Origin of the sequence: Streptomyces tritici (genome assembly GCF_048500665.1) — a bacterium.
Lineage (GTDB): Bacteria > Actinomycetota > Actinomycetes > Streptomycetales > Streptomycetaceae > Streptomyces > Streptomyces tritici.
The window spans coordinates 3,963,686-3,979,508 of the sequence record NZ_CP183183.1 but is presented as its reverse complement, the minus strand read 5'-3'; the positions used below and the strand labels follow the sequence as shown (position 1 = coordinate 3,979,508).

The 15,823-nt window shown below is 71.5% G+C and carries 12 protein-coding genes; 2 read left to right on the top strand and 10 right to left on the bottom strand.

From position 1 onward, the window contains the following. Nucleotides 1–72: 72 nt before the first annotated feature. Both ACNJ93_RS18475 and ACNJ93_RS18470 read right to left on the bottom strand, forming a co-directional pair. Complete coding sequence (locus ACNJ93_RS18475; protein WP_418958506.1) at nucleotides 73–1,302, bottom strand: LolA family protein; 1,230 nt, start codon at nucleotides 1,300–1,302, stop codon at nucleotides 73–75. A 116-nt stretch (nucleotides 1,303–1,418) separates the two neighbouring features. Next, nucleotides 1,419–2,429 carry a polyprenyl synthetase family protein gene (locus ACNJ93_RS18470; RefSeq protein ID WP_418958505.1) on the bottom strand — a complete coding sequence of 337 codons (1,011 nt, stop codon included), beginning with the start codon at nucleotides 2,427–2,429 and terminating at the stop codon, nucleotides 1,419–1,421. A 178-nt stretch (nucleotides 2,430–2,607) separates the two neighbouring features. Between ACNJ93_RS18470 and ACNJ93_RS18465 the strand changes: the two genes are divergently transcribed. After that, nucleotides 2,608–4,554: a CocE/NonD family hydrolase gene (locus tag ACNJ93_RS18465; RefSeq protein WP_418961456.1), complete on the top strand. Its 1,947-nt coding sequence runs from the start codon at nucleotides 2,608–2,610 to the stop codon at nucleotides 4,552–4,554. Between the two features lie 64 nt (nucleotides 4,555–4,618). Here ACNJ93_RS18465 and ACNJ93_RS18460 read toward each other — a convergent pair whose 3' ends face one another. Beyond that, nucleotides 4,619–5,920: an LPXTG cell wall anchor domain-containing protein gene (locus ACNJ93_RS18460; protein WP_418958504.1), complete on the bottom strand. Its 1,302-nt coding sequence runs from the start codon at nucleotides 5,918–5,920 to the stop codon at nucleotides 4,619–4,621. Between the two features lie 357 nt (nucleotides 5,921–6,277). On the opposite strand from ACNJ93_RS18460, the gene fahA reads away from it, so the two are divergent. Beyond that, complete coding sequence (gene fahA, locus ACNJ93_RS18455) at nucleotides 6,278–7,510, top strand: fumarylacetoacetase (RefSeq protein ID WP_418958503.1); 1,233 nt, start codon at nucleotides 6,278–6,280, stop codon at nucleotides 7,508–7,510. A gap of 72 nt (nucleotides 7,511–7,582) precedes the next feature. Here fahA and nuoN read toward each other — a convergent pair whose 3' ends face one another. Genes nuoN through nuoH form a run of 7 tightly spaced genes read right to left on the bottom strand, consistent with a single transcriptional unit; the run spans nucleotide 7,583 to nucleotide 15,810 of the window. Then, nucleotides 7,583–9,232: an NADH-quinone oxidoreductase subunit NuoN gene (nuoN, locus tag ACNJ93_RS18450; RefSeq protein WP_418958502.1), complete on the bottom strand. Its 1,650-nt coding sequence runs from the start codon at nucleotides 9,230–9,232 to the stop codon at nucleotides 7,583–7,585. Continuing rightward, nucleotides 9,229–10,833, bottom strand: a complete 1,605-nt coding sequence (locus tag ACNJ93_RS18445) for an NADH-quinone oxidoreductase subunit M (RefSeq protein ID WP_418961455.1) — start codon at nucleotides 10,831–10,833, stop codon at nucleotides 9,229–9,231. The genes nuoN and ACNJ93_RS18445 overlap by 4 nt, the downstream gene beginning before the upstream one ends. Before the next feature lie 5 nt (nucleotides 10,834–10,838). Further along, nucleotides 10,839–12,779: an NADH-quinone oxidoreductase subunit L gene (gene nuoL, locus ACNJ93_RS18440; RefSeq protein ID WP_418958501.1), complete on the bottom strand. Its 1,941-nt coding sequence runs from the start codon at nucleotides 12,777–12,779 to the stop codon at nucleotides 10,839–10,841. Nucleotides 12,780–12,790: 11 nt separating this feature from the next. Continuing rightward, nucleotides 12,791–13,090: an NADH-quinone oxidoreductase subunit NuoK gene (gene nuoK / locus ACNJ93_RS18435; protein ID WP_018101339.1), complete on the bottom strand. Its 300-nt coding sequence runs from the start codon at nucleotides 13,088–13,090 to the stop codon at nucleotides 12,791–12,793. Further along, nucleotides 13,087–13,914 (bottom strand): NADH-quinone oxidoreductase subunit J, encoded by an 828-nt coding sequence (locus tag ACNJ93_RS18430; RefSeq protein WP_418958500.1) that lies wholly within the window; start codon nucleotides 13,912–13,914, stop codon nucleotides 13,087–13,089. Before ACNJ93_RS18430 ends, nuoK begins: the two co-directional genes overlap by 4 nt. Next, a complete protein-coding gene (nuoI, locus tag ACNJ93_RS18425) occupies nucleotides 13,911–14,489 on the bottom strand; it encodes an NADH-quinone oxidoreductase subunit NuoI (RefSeq protein ID WP_418958499.1) in 579 nt (192 codons plus the stop codon). The genes ACNJ93_RS18430 and nuoI overlap by 4 nt, the downstream gene beginning before the upstream one ends. Further along, nucleotides 14,482–15,810: an NADH-quinone oxidoreductase subunit NuoH gene (nuoH, locus tag ACNJ93_RS18420; RefSeq protein WP_418961454.1), complete on the bottom strand. Its 1,329-nt coding sequence runs from the start codon at nucleotides 15,808–15,810 to the stop codon at nucleotides 14,482–14,484. Before nuoH ends, nuoI begins: the two co-directional genes overlap by 8 nt. Nucleotides 15,811–15,823: the final 13 nt, after the last annotated feature.

Below are 15,823 nucleotides of genomic sequence, written 5' to 3'. Positions count from 1 at the left end.
AAAAACTCCCGGGTGGGACGGAGACGCGCGGTCCCGCCCCACCCGGGGTCCCAACCGACCTGCCTCAGCAGGTCACTTGTCCGCGTTCGCGGCCTTCACCAGCGCGTCGGGGGTGACCGCGCCCACGTACACCCGGCCGTCGTCCGTCATCAGGGCGTTGACCAGCTTGGTCTTGAAGACCGTGCCGGAGCCGAACTTCCCGCTCACCGTGTCGCCGAGCGAGTCGAGGAAGCCCTGCATCTCCTTGGGCGCGTCCTTCGTGTCCGGCGCCGGGCGGCCCGAGTCGAACTTCGCGACGGCCGTCCAGCCCTCGCCGATGACCTCGGGGCCCTCGTGTCCGGCGCCCTTGCCGCTCTTGCCGCCTTCGCCGTGCGCCGCACCGCCGAACAGGCCCTCCAGGCCCTTCGGCAGCTCGTTCTTCTCGTTCTTCTCGTGCTTCTCCGCCTGACCCTCCGTCACCTTCGCGCCCGCGGGGGCCCGGAAGGTGGCCGCGTCCGGCTTCGCGAAGTCCACCTTGGTGAAGCCCGCGTCGACGACCGGCTTGCCGCCGGAGGCCGCGGCCAGGGTGAACTTCAGCGGCACGCCGTTCTGCGCGTCCACCGCGATCTTGACCGACTCGACCGTCGAGCCGCTCTGCTTGGGCTTGATCACCAGCTGGTACGCGTCCCGGCCGGCCACCCGGGCGGTGCCGTCGACGGTGATCGAGGTGGTGTCGCCGGCGGCCTTCAGGACCTCGTCGGCGAGCTCCTTGGGGGTGCCCGGCAGGTCCTCGGGCTGCTTCTCGCCGCCCTTCGGGCCGCGCTCGTCGCTCCGCTCGTGGACGGCCGTGCCGGACGTGCTGTCGTAGGCCCACACGTCGGCGCCGTTGTGGATCAGGCTGTACTCGTCCTTGCCGTCCAGGAAGGTCAGCCGCTGCCGCTCCGGGCCGTCGGCGGCGACCCTCAGGGTGTGCGTGCCGGACGCCAGCTCGGTCAGCTTCTCGGTCGGGTCGGTCGACGGGGCCGGGGACTTGGAGCCGGAGCCGGAGCCGGCGAGACCGGCGAGGCCCGCGAAGGACGGCAGGCCCAGGTCGGTCTCGACCTTGACCGTGCCGGAGAGGGTCTGGGTGTCCGAGGCCGCGATCTTCTCGATGAGCTGCTGGGCGGTGATCTCCGGCAGCTCCGGGTCCCCGGACGCCGCCAGGGCCGGGACGAGCCCGATGGTCGCCGCGGCCACGCCGGCCACCGCGACCGGGACGAGGTACCGGCTCACCCTGCGGGCCGGACGCTCGGCGGTGGTCTCAGTGCTGTCGTTCGGTGCCATGGTCTGTCCTACCTCCGTGGTCGATGACTCCATCTCACCAAGACGGCGGTGCGGAATCGTCAGCCTGCGGACTCAACCTGGCGTACTGCTCCGGGATGACCCGACCCCGAGAGCCCCTAACCCGCGCGGTGGACCACGGCGTCGCAGAGCTCGCCGAGCGCGGACTTGGCGAAGCCGTCCGGCAGCGGCGCCAGCATGGCGCGGGCCTCCTCGGCGAAGCGGACGGTGTCGCGGCGGGCCTGCTCCAGGGCCGGGTGCCGGCGCAGCCGGCGCAGCAGCTCCGCGTGCCGGGCGTCGTCCGTGAGGTCGCCGTCGACCATGGCGACGAGCTCCAGGTCCTCCGGGCGGCCGTGCGCCGCCGCGGCGGCGCGCAGGTGCAGCACCGGCAGGGTCGGGATGCCCTCGCGCAGGTCGGTGCCCGGGGTCTTGCCGGACTCGTGCGAGTCGGAGGCGATGTCGAGGACGTCGTCGGCGAGCTGGAAGGCGACGCCGAGCCGCTCGCCGTACTGGGTGAGGATGTCGACGACGCTCTCGTCCGCGCCGGACTCTATGGCGCCGAGGCGGCAGGAGACGGCGACCAGCGAGCCGGTCTTGCCGCCGAGGACGTCGAGGTAGTGCTCGATCGGGTCGCGGCCGTCGCGCGGGCCGGCGGTCTCCAGGATCTGGCCGGTCACCAGGCGCTCGAACGCCTCCGCCTGGATGCGGACGGCGTCGGGGCCGAGGTCCGCCAGGATGTGCGACGCGCGCGCGAAGAGGAAGTCACCCGTGAGGACGGCGACGGAGTTGTCCCAGCGGCTGTTGGCGCTGGGAACGCCGCGGCGCACCTCCGCCTCGTCCATGACGTCGTCGTGGTACAGCGTGGCGAGATGGGTGAGCTCGACGACGACGGCCGCGGGCACGACGCCCGGCGCGTACGGGTCGCCGAACTGCGCGGCCAGCATCACCAGCAGCGGGCGGAAGCGCTTGCCGCCGGCCCTGACCAGGTGCTGCGCGGCCTCCGTGATGAACGGCACCTCGCTCTTGGTGGCTTCGAGGAGGCCGGCCTCCACCGCAGCCAATCCGGTCTGGACATCGGCCTCAAGAGCCTGGTCCCGCACGCTCAGCCCGAACGGCCCGACGACGGTCACGAGGGGGTCTCCTGTCTGCTGACGCCTGCTGTGGATCACACGGATTGTCGATGTGTCGCTGGATTCACTCAAGTCAGCGTATCCGGTCGCGTTTCGATCACCGTGAGCGCCTGCCCAGCACCGCCGGTATGTTCGTGATCGGCTTATTCGACCAGGAGCGTCCGCTATGCCCCGAAGCATCGGCATCCGCCGCGACTTCCCGTACGAGACGGCCCACGACGACGTCCGCATCCCGCTGCCGGACGGCACGCCGCTGTACGCGCGCGTCTGGCGGCCGGTCACCGACGCGCCCGTGCCCGCACTCCTGGAGTATCTCCCGTACCGGCTGACCGACTGGACCGCCCCCCGCGACGCGCAGCGGCACCCCTGGTACGCAGGCCACGGCTACGCCTCCGTACGGGTCGATCTGCGCGGCCACGGCAACAGCGGGGGCCTGCCCGGCGAGCCGCACGACGCGACGGAGCTGGCCGACGCCCTCGCGGTGGTGGACTGGCTGGCCGGGCAGCCCTGGTGCACCGGCCGGGTCGGCATGTTCGGCGGCGCGTGGGGCGGTCTGGCGGCGCTGCGGGTCGCCGCGCTCGCCCCGGAGCCGCTGCGGGCGGTGGTCGTGGCCGGCGCCCCCGACGACCCGTACGGGGACGGCGTGCTGCGCAAGGGCGGCGCGGTGCTCGCGGCGGGGCTGCCCGTCCGGTCCGCGACCCTCCTGGCCTGCGTCTGCCGGCCGCCGGACCCGGTGTACGCGGGCCCCGAGTGGCGCGAGCTGTGGCTGCGCCGCCTGGAGGCGGTGCGGCCCTGCGTCCACACGTGGCCGGCACCCGCCCCGGGGCGGGCCGAGGCGGCGCGCGCGGACCTCTCGGGCATCCGGGCTGCGGTCCTGGCCGTCGCCGGCTGGCAGGACCCGTACCGCAACACCGTCCTGCGGCTGGTCGAGGCGCTGCCGCCGGACCGGGTGCGCGGCATCCTCGGCCCCTGGTCGCACCAGTACCCGGACCGGGGGCTGCCGCCCGGCCCGTCGATCGGCTTCCTGCAGGAGACCCTGCGCTGGTGGGACCGGCACCTCAAGGACGCCCCGCGGGACGCGACGGCCGAGCCGCTGCTGCGCTCCTGGATCACCGCCTCGCACCCGCCGGCCGCGCGGTACGAGGAGCTGCCCGGACGCTGGGTCGCCGACCCGTCCTGGCCCTCGCCGCACGTCGCACCGGTCCGGTACGCGCTCGGCGGCGCGCCGGTCCCGGTCCGCTCGCCGCAGCGCACCGGCCTGGACGCGGGCCGGCTGCTGCCCTGCGGCCAGGACGCCGACCTGCCGCCCGACCAGCGCGACGAGGACGCCGGATCGGTCTGCTTCGACGTGCCGGTCCCGGCGGAGGGTCCGGCGCTGGAGATCCTCGGCCGGCCGCGGGCCGTGCTGGCGCTGCGCCGCGCGGCCCCGACCGGGCAGGTGGCCGCCCGGCTCTGCGACGTCGCCCCGGACGGCGCCTCGACCCTGGTGACGCGGGGCGTGCTCGACCTGTCGCACGGGTCCGGCCCCGCGGTGGTCGACCTGGACGCGGCCGGGTACGCCTTCTCCCCCGGCCACCGGGTCCGCCTCGCGGTCTCGTCGGCGTACTGGCCCTGGGTCTGGCCGCGACCGGACGCGGCGGGTTTCGTGCTCGACCCGGCGGGCTCCTCGCTGATCCTGCCGGTCCGCTCCCGGGGCGGGGACGGGGTGGAGTTCGCGCCCCCGGAGCACGCCGAACCGCTGGAGGTGGTCGAGCCGGCGACGCTCGACGAGCCCCGCCCGGAGCGGCTGGTGGTGCGGGACGTGGCGAAGGACGAGTGGCGCCTGGAGACCGTTCCCCCGGGTGTGGGCACCCGGGTCCACCCGGACGGCCTGGAGGTCACCGAGGAGGCCCTGGAGACCGCCGTGATCACCGGCGACGACCCGCTCAGCGCCCGTACCCGCTCCGACTGGAGCATCCGCCTCCACCGGCCGGAGGACGCCTGGGACGTGCGGGTCACCACCCGCTCCGAGCTCACCTGCGACGCCGAGGCGTTCCTCGCGACGGACGAGGTGATCTGCACCGAGGGCGCCGAGGTCGTCTTCCACCGCACCTGGGAGAAACGCGTTCCGCGCACGGCGGGGTGACCTCGCGGGGGCACGGGAAAGGGCCCGCGCTCCCGGAGGAACGCGGGCCCTTCCCGGTGCCGGATCAGGCGTCCGCGCCGGCCTTGCGGCGGCGGGCGACGACCATGGCGCCGGCGCCCAGGGCGACGGCCGCGGCGCCCGCGAGGGCGAGCTGCGGCACGGCGTCGCTGGAGCCGGTCTTGGCGAGGGTGCCGGTGGTGCCGGTGGCGACCGGGGTGTTCGACGTGCCGCCCTGGGCGGTGTTGCCGTTGGGCTTGCCCGGCTTGCCCTTGGCGTCGTCGACCTTGCCCGGCTTGCTGCCCTGGGCGAGGATCTCGAACTCGTAGTAGTCCAGGTCCGGCGTACCGCCGCAGGACTCGTCCTCGTTCCAGTAGTCGCCGGCCACGAAGGCGGCGCCCTGGCCGGCCGGGACCTTCGCGTCGACCTTCAGCCGGAGCTTGACGGTCAGCGAGGACTTGGCCTTGAGCGGGCCGACGTTGCCGATGCCGAACTCGGTCTCGGACTCCTCGTCGGCGTCCTTCCACTCCTTGCCGGTGAAGTACTCGAGGTCGAGGTACTTGTCCAGCTCCTTCAGGCCCTTGCTGTCGAAGGCGTGGACGAAGGCGTACGGGTACACCTCGTCCAGCTTCTTGTTCGTGCCGTTGGTGACCTTCAGGGAGAAGTTCACGGTGCTGCCGCCGACGACCTTGGAGGGCAGACCGTGCACGACGGTGGTGAACTTCGGCTCCGGCACGCACTCCTCGCCGCCGTCGTCACCGCCGTCCTCGTCCTCCTTGGCCTTCTCCAGGGCCGCCTTCGCGTCCTCCAGGGCCTTGAACGCCGCGTCCTTCGCCTTCTTGGCCAGGTTCTCGGCCTCGTACGCGGCGACGCGGGCGTCGGTGAGGTTCTTCTCGGCGACGACGTACAGGTCGTCCAGGCGGGCGGTCTCGCCGGCGCGGCCCATGGTGAGCTTCTTCGCGTCCTCCACGGCCTTCTCGGCCGCGGCCCGCTCCTCGGCGGTGGCCGTGTCCGGCAGGGCCTTCAGCGCGGCCTCGGCCTTCGCCTGGTCGGCCTCGGCGGCCTTCCACAGGGCGTAGGCGGCGTCGGCCGCCGTCTTGGCGTCCGCGACGGCCTTGACCAGCTCGTGGTCGTCCTTCTTCAGGGCCTCGCGGTCGGCGGTGGCCTTCGTGAGGGCCGCGACGGCGGCGTCGTACGCCTTCTGCGCCGCGGCGACGCGGCGCTCCAGCTCCTCGATGGTCGGCTTCTGCTGCTCCTGCTGCGTGGCGGCCGGCTTGGTGTCGGCGAACGCGGGCGCGGCGGAGAGGAGCACGACGGGGGTGGTGACGGCGGCGGCGACCGCCGTCGCGAGCATGCGGCGAATCTTCAAGTCAGAACCTTTTCCTGGTCGGGAAAGGACATGCGGCAAAAAAAGCGAAAGACGTGGGGGTCGCGGTACGCCGCTGCGGAAGTCGACACGCAGCGGCGGACGCGTGCCGTGATGCTATGACCCCGAACGGCCCTGCGGAGGGCGTTTTCCGAGGCCCCGGAAGCGTCCGCCCGCCGGACCGGTCAGCGAACCCGAAGAACCCGGACAGTTGCCCACGATCACCCAGGTTTTTCTGTGACGCATGTCATGCCCTCGTCGGACCGCCGGACAGGGCGTCCGGCTCAGCGGACACTGCCGCCGCCCCCGGCGCTCGACGTAACGTGTCCCCCACACCCGTGGAAAGCGAGGCAGGGACCGATGACCGAGCAGAGCCCGCTCGATCTGGCCGAGGGCGACCCCTTCGGCCCGCACAACCTTCCGTACGGCGTCTTCAGCACCCCCGACGAGCCCGGCCGCCGCCGGCTCGGCGTCCGCATCGGCGGGCACGTCCTGGACGCGGGGGCCGCGGCACACGCCCTGGGCTCCCCGTACGCCGCGCTGCTCGCGCAGCCCGGCCTCGGCCCGCTGCTCGCCGCCGGCCGCACCGCCTGGCGCGACGTGCGCCGGGCGCTGACCGCCTGGGTGACCTCGCCCGCGCACCGCGCCGACGTCGAGCCGCTGCTGCACCCGCTGGACGCGGTCACCCTGCACCTGCCGTACGAGGTCGCCGACTACGTCGACTTCTACGCCAGCGAGCACCACGCCACCAACGTCGGCCACATCTTCCGGCCGGACGGCGAGCCGCTCACCCCCAACTGGAAGCACCTGCCGATCGGTTACCACGGCCGCTCCGGCACCGTCGTGGTCTCCGGCACCGAGATCGTCCGCCCCTCCGGGCAGCGCAAGGCCCCCACGGACCCGGCGCCGGTCTTCGGCCCCTCCGTCAAGCTGGACATCGAGGCCGAGGTCGGCTTCCTCGTCGGCGTCCCCTCGGAGCTCGGCACGCCGGTCGCGCTCGGCGACTTCCGCGAGCACGTCTTCGGACTGACGCTGCTCAACGACTGGTCGGCCCGCGACATCCAGGCCTGGGAGTACGTGCCGCTCGGCCCGTTCCTCGGCAAGTCCTTCGCCACCTCCGTCTCCGCCTGGGTGACCCCGCTGGAGGCCCTGGACGCCGCCCGGATCTCCCCGCCGGCCCGGGACTTCCCGCTGCTGCCCTACCTGGACGACTCCGCCGAGGAGGAGCCCGGCGGCTACGACCTGCGGATCACCGTCACCATCAACGGCGAGGTGGTCTCCGAGCCGCCGTTCTCGACCATGTACTGGACGGCCGCCCAGCAGCTGGCCCACATGACGGTCAACGGCGCCTCGCTGCGCACCGGCGACCTGTACGGCTCCGGCACGGTCTCCGGCCCGGAGGTGCACCAGCGCGGCTCGCTCCTGGAGCTGACCTGGAACGGCCGGGACGCGCTCGAACTGACCGCCGGGAAGCGGACCTTCCTGGAGGACGGCGACGAGGTCACCCTCACCGCCTGGGCGCCCGGCCCGGACGGCACCCGGGTAGGCCTCGGCGAGGTCACCGGCCGGATCGCGCCCGCCCGCGGGGTCTGACCCGCCCGCCACGCCACAGGGCCCGGCCCCCGCACGCGCGGGGACCGGGCCCTGACGTCCTTGCGCCCGCGGCTACCGGACGAACACGCCCGCCTGGCCGGCCAGGTCCAGGAAGTACTGCGGCGCGAGGCCCAGCACCAGCGTGACCGCCACGCCGACCCCGATCGTGGTCACCGTCAGCGGCGAGGGCACCGCGACCGTCGGACCGTCCGCCTTCGGCTCGCTGAAGAACATCAGCACGATCACCCGGATGTAGAAGAACGCGGCGATCGCCGAGGACACCACGCCGACCACGACCAGCGCGCCCGCGCCGCCCTCCGCCGCCGCCTTGAACACCGCGAACTTGCCGGAGAAGCCGGAGGTCAGCGGGATGCCCGCGAAGGCCAGCAGGAACACCGCGAAGACCGCCGCGACGAGCGGCGAACGGCGGCCCAGACCGGCCCACTTGGACAGGTGGGTGGCCTCGCCGCCCGCGTCCCGGACCAGCGTGACGACCGCGAACGCGCCGATCGTCACGAAGGAGTAGGCCAGCAGGTAGAACAGCACCGACGAGACGCCGTCCGGGGTGGCCGCGATGACACCCGCCAGGATGAACCCGGCGTGCGCGATCGACGAGTACGCCAGCAGCCGCTTGATGTCGGTCTGCGTGATCGCCACGATCGCGCCGCCCAGCATGGTGACGATGGCGACCGCCCACAGGACGGGCCGCCAGTCCCACGTCAGGCCGGGCAGCACCACGTACAGGATCCGCAGCATCGCGCCGAACGCGGCGACCTTGGTGGCCGCGGCCATGAAACCGGTCACCGGGGTCGGCGCGCCCTGGTAGACGTCCGGGGTCCACATGTGGAACGGCACCGCGCCCACCTTGAACAGCAGCCCCATCAGCACCATCGCGAAGCCGATGAGCAGCAGCGCGTCGTTGCCCATGGTGGCGGCGAGGGCCGGGTCGACCGAGCCGACCGAGCCGTCGACGACGCTCGCGATGGTGGCGTACGAGACGGAGCCCGCGTAGCCGTAGAGCAGGGCGATGCCGAACAGCAGGAACGCCGAGGAGAACGCGCCGAGCAGGAAGTACTTCACCGCCGCCTCCTGCGACATCAGCCGCTTGCGGCGGGCGACGGCGCAGAGCAGGTACAGCGGCAGGGAGAAGACCTCCAGGGCGATGAACAGCGTCAGCAGGTCGTTGGCCGCGGGGAAGACCAGCATGCCGGAGACCGCGAACAGCGCCAGCGGGAAGACCTCGGTGGTGGTGTACCCGGCCTTCACGGCCGCCTGCTCCTGGTCGCTGCCGGGCACGGCGGCGGCCTCGGCGGCGAAGGAGTCGACCCGGTGGCCGTGGTCCGCAGGGTCGAGCCGGCGCTCGGCGAAGGTGAACACCGCGACGACCGAGGCCAGCAGGATCGTGCCCTGGAGGAACAGCGCCGGGCCGTCGACGGCGATCGCGCCCATGGCGGCGATGCCGGCCTTCGTCGTGGCGTGGCCCGAGGCCGCCAGGCCGACCACCGCGGCGAACGCGGAGGCCAGCGCGACGACGCTCAGGAACAGCTGGGCGACGTAGCGGGCCCGGCGGGGCACGAAGGCCTCGACGAGGATGCCGACGATCGCCGCGCCGACCACGATGAGGACGGGCGCGAGCTGCCCGTACTCGATCTCGGGGGACGGGATCCGGCCGATGGGTTCGGCCGCCGTCGTCCACAGGCTGTGGACAGCCGTTGCGCTCACTTGGCCGCCTCCACGTTCTCGGTGGGCAGCTCGGGACGCGGGTCCTTCTGCTGCACGTCGGACATGGTGTGCCGGACGGCCGGGTTGACGATGTCCGTCAGCGGCTTCGGGAACACACCGAGGAAGATCAGCAGGGCGATCAGCGGGGCGACGACCGCCAGCTCCCGCACCCGCAGGTCGGGCATGGCCCGCACCTCCTCCTTCACCGGGCCCGTCATCGTCCGCTGGTACAGGACGAGCGTGTAGAGCGCGGCGAGGACGATGCCGGAGGTGGCCACGATGCCGGCCACCGGGTACCGGGCGAAGGTGCCGACCAGGACCAGGAACTCGCTGACGAACGGGGCGAGTCCGGGCAGCGACAGGGTGGCCAGACCGCCGATCAGGAAGGTGCCGGCGAGCACCGGGGCGACCTTCTGGACCCCGCCGTAGTCGGCGATGAGCCGGGAGCCGCGGCGCGAGATCAGGAAGCCGGCCACCAGCATCAGCGCGGCCGTCGAGATCCCGTGGTTGACCATGTACAGCGTCGCGCCGGACTGGCCCTGGCTGGTCATCGCGAAGATGCCCATGATGATGAAGCCGAAGTGGGAGATCGACGCGTACGCGACCAGGCGCTTGATGTCCCGCTGGCCGACCGCGACGAGCGCCCCGTACACGATGCTGATCAGCGCGAGCACGATGATCGCCGGGGTGGCCCACGTGCTCGCCTCGGGGAACAGGCCGAGACAGAAGCGGAGCATCGCGAAGGTGCCGACCTTGTCGACCACCGCGGTGATGAGCACGGCCACCGGGGCGGTCGACTCGCCCATCGCGTTGGGCAGCCAGGTGTGCAGCGGCCACAGCGGCGCCTTCACCGCGAAGGCGAAGAAGAAGCCGAGGAACAGCAGCCGTTCGGTGTTCGTCGCCATCTCCAGCGAGCCGTCGGCGCGAGCGGCGGCGATCTCGGTGAGCGAGAAGTTCCCCGCCACCACGTACAGACCGATCACCGCGGCCAGCATGATCAGACCGCCGACCAGGTTGTAGAGCAGGAACTTGACCGCCGCGTAACTGCGCTGGGCCGCCGCGTTCTCGTCCGTGCCGCTGTGGGCCCGGTCCCCGAAGCCTCCGATGAGGAAGTACATCGGGATGAGCATGGCCTCGAAGAGGATGTAGAAGAGGAAGACGTCGGTGGCCTCGAAGGAGAGGATCACCATCGCCTCGACGGCCAGGATCAGGGCGAAGAAGCCCTGGGTCGGACGCCAGCGGCTGGACTTCGTCTCCAGGGGGTCGGCGTCGTGCCAGCCCGCGAGGATGACGAAGGGGATCAGCACGGCGGTGAGCAGGATCAGCGCCACGGCGATGCCGTCGACGCCGAGTTCGTAGCGGACCCCGAAGTCCTTGATCCAGGCGTACGACTCGACCAGCTGGTACCGGTCGCCGCCGGGCTCGAAGCGGACCGCGACGACCGCCGCGAGCACCAGCGTGACCAGGGAGACCAGCAGCGCGAGCCACTTGGCGGCGGCGCGCCGGGCGGCCGGGACGGCGGCGGTGAGCACCGCGCCGGCCGCCGGCACCGCGGCCGTGGCCGTCAGCAGCGGGAAGCCCGCGTTGACCACTTGGGACATGGCAGTCACACCGCCCTCATCAGCAGGGTCGCGGCGATCAGCACCGCCGTACCTCCGAACATGGAGACCGCGTACGAGCGGGCGTAGCCGTTCTGGAGCTTGCGCAGCCGGCCGGAGAGCCCGCCGACGGAGGCCGCCGTGCCGTTGACCACCCCGTCGACGAGGCTGTGGTCGACGTACACGAGGGACCGGGTCAGGTGGGTGCCGCCGCGGACGAACACCACGTGGTTGAAGTCGTCCTGGAGCAGGTCGCGGCGGGCGGCCCGGGTGAGCAGCGAGCCGCGCGGGGCGGTGACCGGGACGGGCTTGCGGCCGTACTGGAGGTAGGCAAGGCCGACGCCGAGCACCATCACCGCGATCGTGGACGCGGTGATCGCCGCGGCGCCGATCGGCGGGTGCCCGTGCTCGAAGCCGGTGACCGGCTCCAGCCACTTCACGAAGCGGTCGCCGATGCCGAAGATGCCACCCGCGAACACGGAGCCGAAGGCCAGCAGGATCATCGGGATCGTCATGCTCTTCGGCGACTCGTGCGGGTGCGGCATCTCACCGGGCACGGCCTCGACCCCGGGCTCGACGCCCGGTGCCGTCGCCGGGTCGGGCGCGGGCTGCCAGCGCTTCTCGCCGAAGAAGGTCATCAGCATCACGCGCGTCATGTAGAACGCGGTGATCGCCGCGCCCAGCAGCGCGCAGCCGCCGAGGATCCAGCCCTCGGCGCCGCCCTTGGCGAAGGCGGCCTCGATGATCTTGTCCTTGGAGAAGAAGCCGGACAGGCCCGGGAAGCCGATGATGGCGAGGTAGCCGAGGCCGAAGGTGGCGAAGGTGATCGGCATGTACTTCCGCAGGCCGCCGTACTTGCGCATGTCGACCTCGTCGTTCATGCCGTGCATGACCGAACCGGCGCCGAGGAACAGCCCGGCCTTGAAGAAGCCGTGCGTCACCAGGTGCATGATCGCGAAGGCGTAGCCGATCGGGCCGAGGCCGGCCGCGAGGACCATGTAGCCGATCTGCGACATCGTCGAACCGGCCAGCGCCTTCTTGATGTCGTCCTTCGCGCAACCGACGATCGCACCGAAGAGGAGCGTGACCGCGCCGACCACGGTGACGGCGAGCTGCGCGTCGGGGGCGGCGTTGAAGATGTCGGCGGAGCGGACGATCAGGTAGACGCCGGCGGTGACCATGGTGGCCGCGTGGATGAGGGCGGAGACCGGGGTCGGGCCCTCCATCGCGTCCCCGAGCCAGGACTGCAGCGGCACCTGGGCCGACTTGCCGCAGGCGGCGAGGAGCAGCATCAGCGCGATCACGGTCAGCTTGCCCTCGGAGGCCTCGCCCGTCGCGCCCAGGACCGGGGCGAAGGCGAAGGTGCCGAAGGTGGTGAACATGAGCATGATCGCGATGGACAGGCCCATGTCGCCGACCCGGTTGACCAGGAAGGCCTTCTTCGCGGCGGTGGCCGCGCTGGGCTTGTGCTGCCAGAAGCCGATCAGGAGGTACGAGGCGAGGCCCACGCCCTCCCAGCCGAGGTACAGCAGCAGGTAGTTGTCGGCCAGGACCAGGATCAGCATGGCCGCGAGGAACAGGTTCAGATAGCCGAAGAAGCGGCGGCGGCGCTCGTCGTGCTCCATGTACCCGATCGAGTACAGGTGGATGAGCGAGCCGACGCCGGTGATCAGCAGGACGAACGTCATCGACAGCTGGTCGAGCTGGAAGGCGACGTCCGCCTGGAAGCCCTCGACCGGGATCCAGCTGAACAGCCTGCTGTGCAGCATCCGGTGTTCGGCGTCCTTGCCGAGCATGTCGGCGAAGAGCACCAGGCCGAGGACGAAGGACGAGGCCGCGAGCAGCGTGCCGAGCCAGTGCCCGACCCGGTCGAGCCGCCGTCCCCCGCAGAGCAGCACCGCCGCTCCGAGCAGGGGCGCCGCGACGAGCAGCGCAATCAGGTTCTCCACGATTCAGCCCCTCACAGCTTCATCAGGCTGGCGTCGTCGACCGAGGCCGAGTGGCGGGAACGGAACAGCGACACGATGATCGCGAGGCCGACCACGACCTCGGCGGCGGCGACGACCATCGTGAAGAAGGCGATGATCTGGCCGTCGAGGTTGCCGTGCATCCGCGAGAAGGTCACGAACGCGAGGTTGCAGGCGTTGAGCATCAGCTCCACGCACATGAACACCACGATCGCGTTCCGCCGGATCAGCACCCCGGCCGCGCCGATGGTGAACAACAGGGCGGCGAGATAGAGATAGTTGACCGGATTCACCGGGCGGCCTCCTCTTCGTCACGGTCGCGGCCGAGGCGCTCCGCGGCGCGCTGTTCCAGCGCCTTGAGATCGGCCAGCGCCTCCTGGGAGACGTCCCGGACCTGACCGCGCTTGCGCAGGGTCTGCATCACGGTCAGCTCGGCCGGGGTGCCGTCGGGCAGCAGACCGGCGACGTCCACGGCGTTGTGCCGGGCGTAGACGCCGGGGGCGGGCAGCGGCGGGACCTGCGTGCCGCGGCGAACGCGCTGCTCGGACAGCTCGCGCTGGGTGCGGGCCTTCTCGGTGCGCTCCCGGTGGGTGAGCACCATCGCGCCGACGGCCGCGGTGATGAGCAGCGCGCCGGTGATCTCGAAGGCGAAGACGTACTTGGTGAAGACGAGGGCGGCGAGGCCCTCGACGTTGCCGCCCTGGGCGCTGTTGGCCGCGCCCAGGCCGGTGAACTCCTTCAGCGAGGCGTTGCCGATGCCGGCGCAGAGCAGGATGCCGAAGCCGAGGCCGCAGACGGCGGCCCACCAGCGCTGGCCCTTGATGGTCTCCGTCAGCGAGTCGGCGGCGGTGACGCCGACGAGCATGACCACGAACAGGAACAGCATCATGATCGCGCCGGTGTAGACGACGATCTGGACGATGCCGAGGAAGTACGCCCCGTTGGCCAGGTAGAACACGGCCAGGATGATCATCGTTCCGGCGAGGCAGAGCGCGCTGTGCACCGCCTTGCGCATCAGGATCGTGCACAGGGCGCCGATCACCGCGACGGTGCCGAGCACCCAGAACTGGAACGCCTCGCCCGTGGAGGTCGTGGCGGCGGCGAGAGCGGCGCTCATGCGTCCACCTCTTCCGGGTCGCCCTTCTCGCCCTGGGAGGAGGCGACCTGACGGACCGTCCCCGGAGCGGCCTCCGTGACCAGGCCCCGGTAGTAGTCCTGCTCGTCCATGCCGGGGAAGATGGCGTGCGGGGTGTCGACCATGCCCTCCTCCAGGCCGGCGAGCAGCTGCTCCTTGGTGAAGATCAGGTTCGCGCGGGAGGAGTCGGCCAGTTCGAACTCGTTGGTCATCGTCAGCGCCCGCGTCGGGCACGCCTCGATGCACAGCCCGCAGAAGATGCAGCGGGCGTAGTTGATCTGGTAGACGCGGCCGTACCGCTCGCCGGGCGAGTAGCGCTCCTCGTCCGTGTTGTCCGCGCCCTCCACGTAGATGGCGTCGGCCGGACAGGCCCAGGCGCACAGCTCGCAGCCGACGCACTTCTCGAGCCCGTCCGGGTGCCGGTTGAGCTGGTGCCGGCCGTGGAAGCGCGGGGCGGTGGTCTTCCGCTGCTCCGGGTACTGCTCCGTCAGCCGCTTCTTGAACATGGCCTTGAAGGTCACGCCGAAGCCGGCCACCGGATTCTGGAAATCAGACACCGTCCGTCTCCTTTCCGTCACTCTCGGTAGCAGTATCGGGGCCACCACTGACAATCAGTTCCCGCTCGGTCCGGCGCCGCCTGCGCGGCACCGGCGGCAGGGTCTGCCCGGGCAGCGGCGGTACGGGGTAGCCGCCGGCCATCGGGTCGAACGGGCGGGCGTCCTCGGGCGCGGCCCGATCCGCCTTCCCCTTGCGCTCGCGGAAGACGTCCGCGACGAAGGACAGCAGCAGCACCGCGAGCACGGCGCCGGCCACGTAGAGCACGATCGTCTGGAAGTCGTAGTTCTCGTTGCGCAGCGCCCGGACGGTGGCGACCAGCATCAGCCAGACCACGGAGACCGGGATGAGGACCTTCCAGCCGAGCTTCATCAGCTGGTCGTAGCGGACGCGGGGCAGCGTGCCGCGCAGCCAGATGAAGAAGAACAGCAGCAGCTGCACCTTGAGGACGAACCAGAGCAACGGCCACCAGCCGTGGTTCGCGCCCTCCCAGAACGTGGAGACCGGCCAGGGAGCCCGCCAGCCGCCGAGGAACAGCGTCACCGACACCGCCGAGACCGTCACCATGTTCACGTACTCGGCGAGCATGAACATCGCGAACTTGATGGACGAGTACTCGGTGTTGAAGCCGCCGACGAGGTCGCCCTCGGACTCGGGCATGTCGAACGGGGCGCGGTTGGTCTCGCCGACCATCGTGACGATGTAGATGATGAACGACACCGGCAGCAGGACGATGAACCAGCGGTCCTTCTGCGCCTCCACGATCGCCGAGGTCGACATCGACCCGGAGTAGAGGAACACCGACGCGAACGCGGCGCCCATGGCGATCTCGTACGAGATCATCTGCGCGCAGGAGCGCAGACCGCCGAGCAGCGGGTACGTGGAGCCGGACGACCAGCCGGCGAGCACGATGCCGTAGATGCCGACCGAGGCGATGGCGAGCACGTACAGCATCGCGATCGGCAGGTCGGTCAGCTGCATCGTGGTGCGCTGGCCGAAGATCGACACCTCGTTGCCCGCGGGCCCGAAGGGGATCACGGCGATGGCCATGAAGGCGGGGATCGCCGCGATGATCGGGGCGAGGACGTAGACGACCTTGTCCGCGCGGCGGACGATCACGTCCTCCTTGAGCATCAGCTTCACGCCGTCCGCGAGGGACTGCAGGAAGCCCCAGGGGCCGTGCCGGTTGGGGCCGATGCGCAGCTGCATCCAGGCGACGACCTTGCGCTCCCACACGATGGAGAACAGCACGGTCACCATCAGGAAGGCGAAGCAGAACACCGCCTTGATCAGGACGAGCCACCAGGGGTCCCGCCCGAACATGGAGAGGTCTTCG

What these genes read in the sequence shown, in the direction of transcription:
- ACNJ93_RS18430 (WP_418958500.1), bottom strand. Translation starts at nt 13,914, where the DNA reads ATGAGCGCCGCTCTCGCCGCCGCCACGACCTCCACGGGCGAGGCGTTC.
- nuoH (WP_418961454.1), bottom strand. Translation starts at nt 15,810, where the DNA reads ATGTTCGGGCGGGACCCCTGGTGGCTCGTCCTGATCAAGGCGGTGTTC.
- fahA (WP_418958503.1), top strand. Translation starts at nt 6,278, where the DNA reads ATGACCGAGCAGAGCCCGCTCGATCTGGCCGAGGGCGACCCCTTCGGC.
- ACNJ93_RS18445 (WP_418961455.1), bottom strand. Translation starts at nt 10,833, where the DNA reads ATGTCCCAAGTGGTCAACGCGGGCTTCCCGCTGCTGACGGCCACGGCC.
- ACNJ93_RS18475 (WP_418958506.1), bottom strand. Translation starts at nt 1,302, where the DNA reads ATGGCACCGAACGACAGCACTGAGACCACCGCCGAGCGTCCGGCCCGC.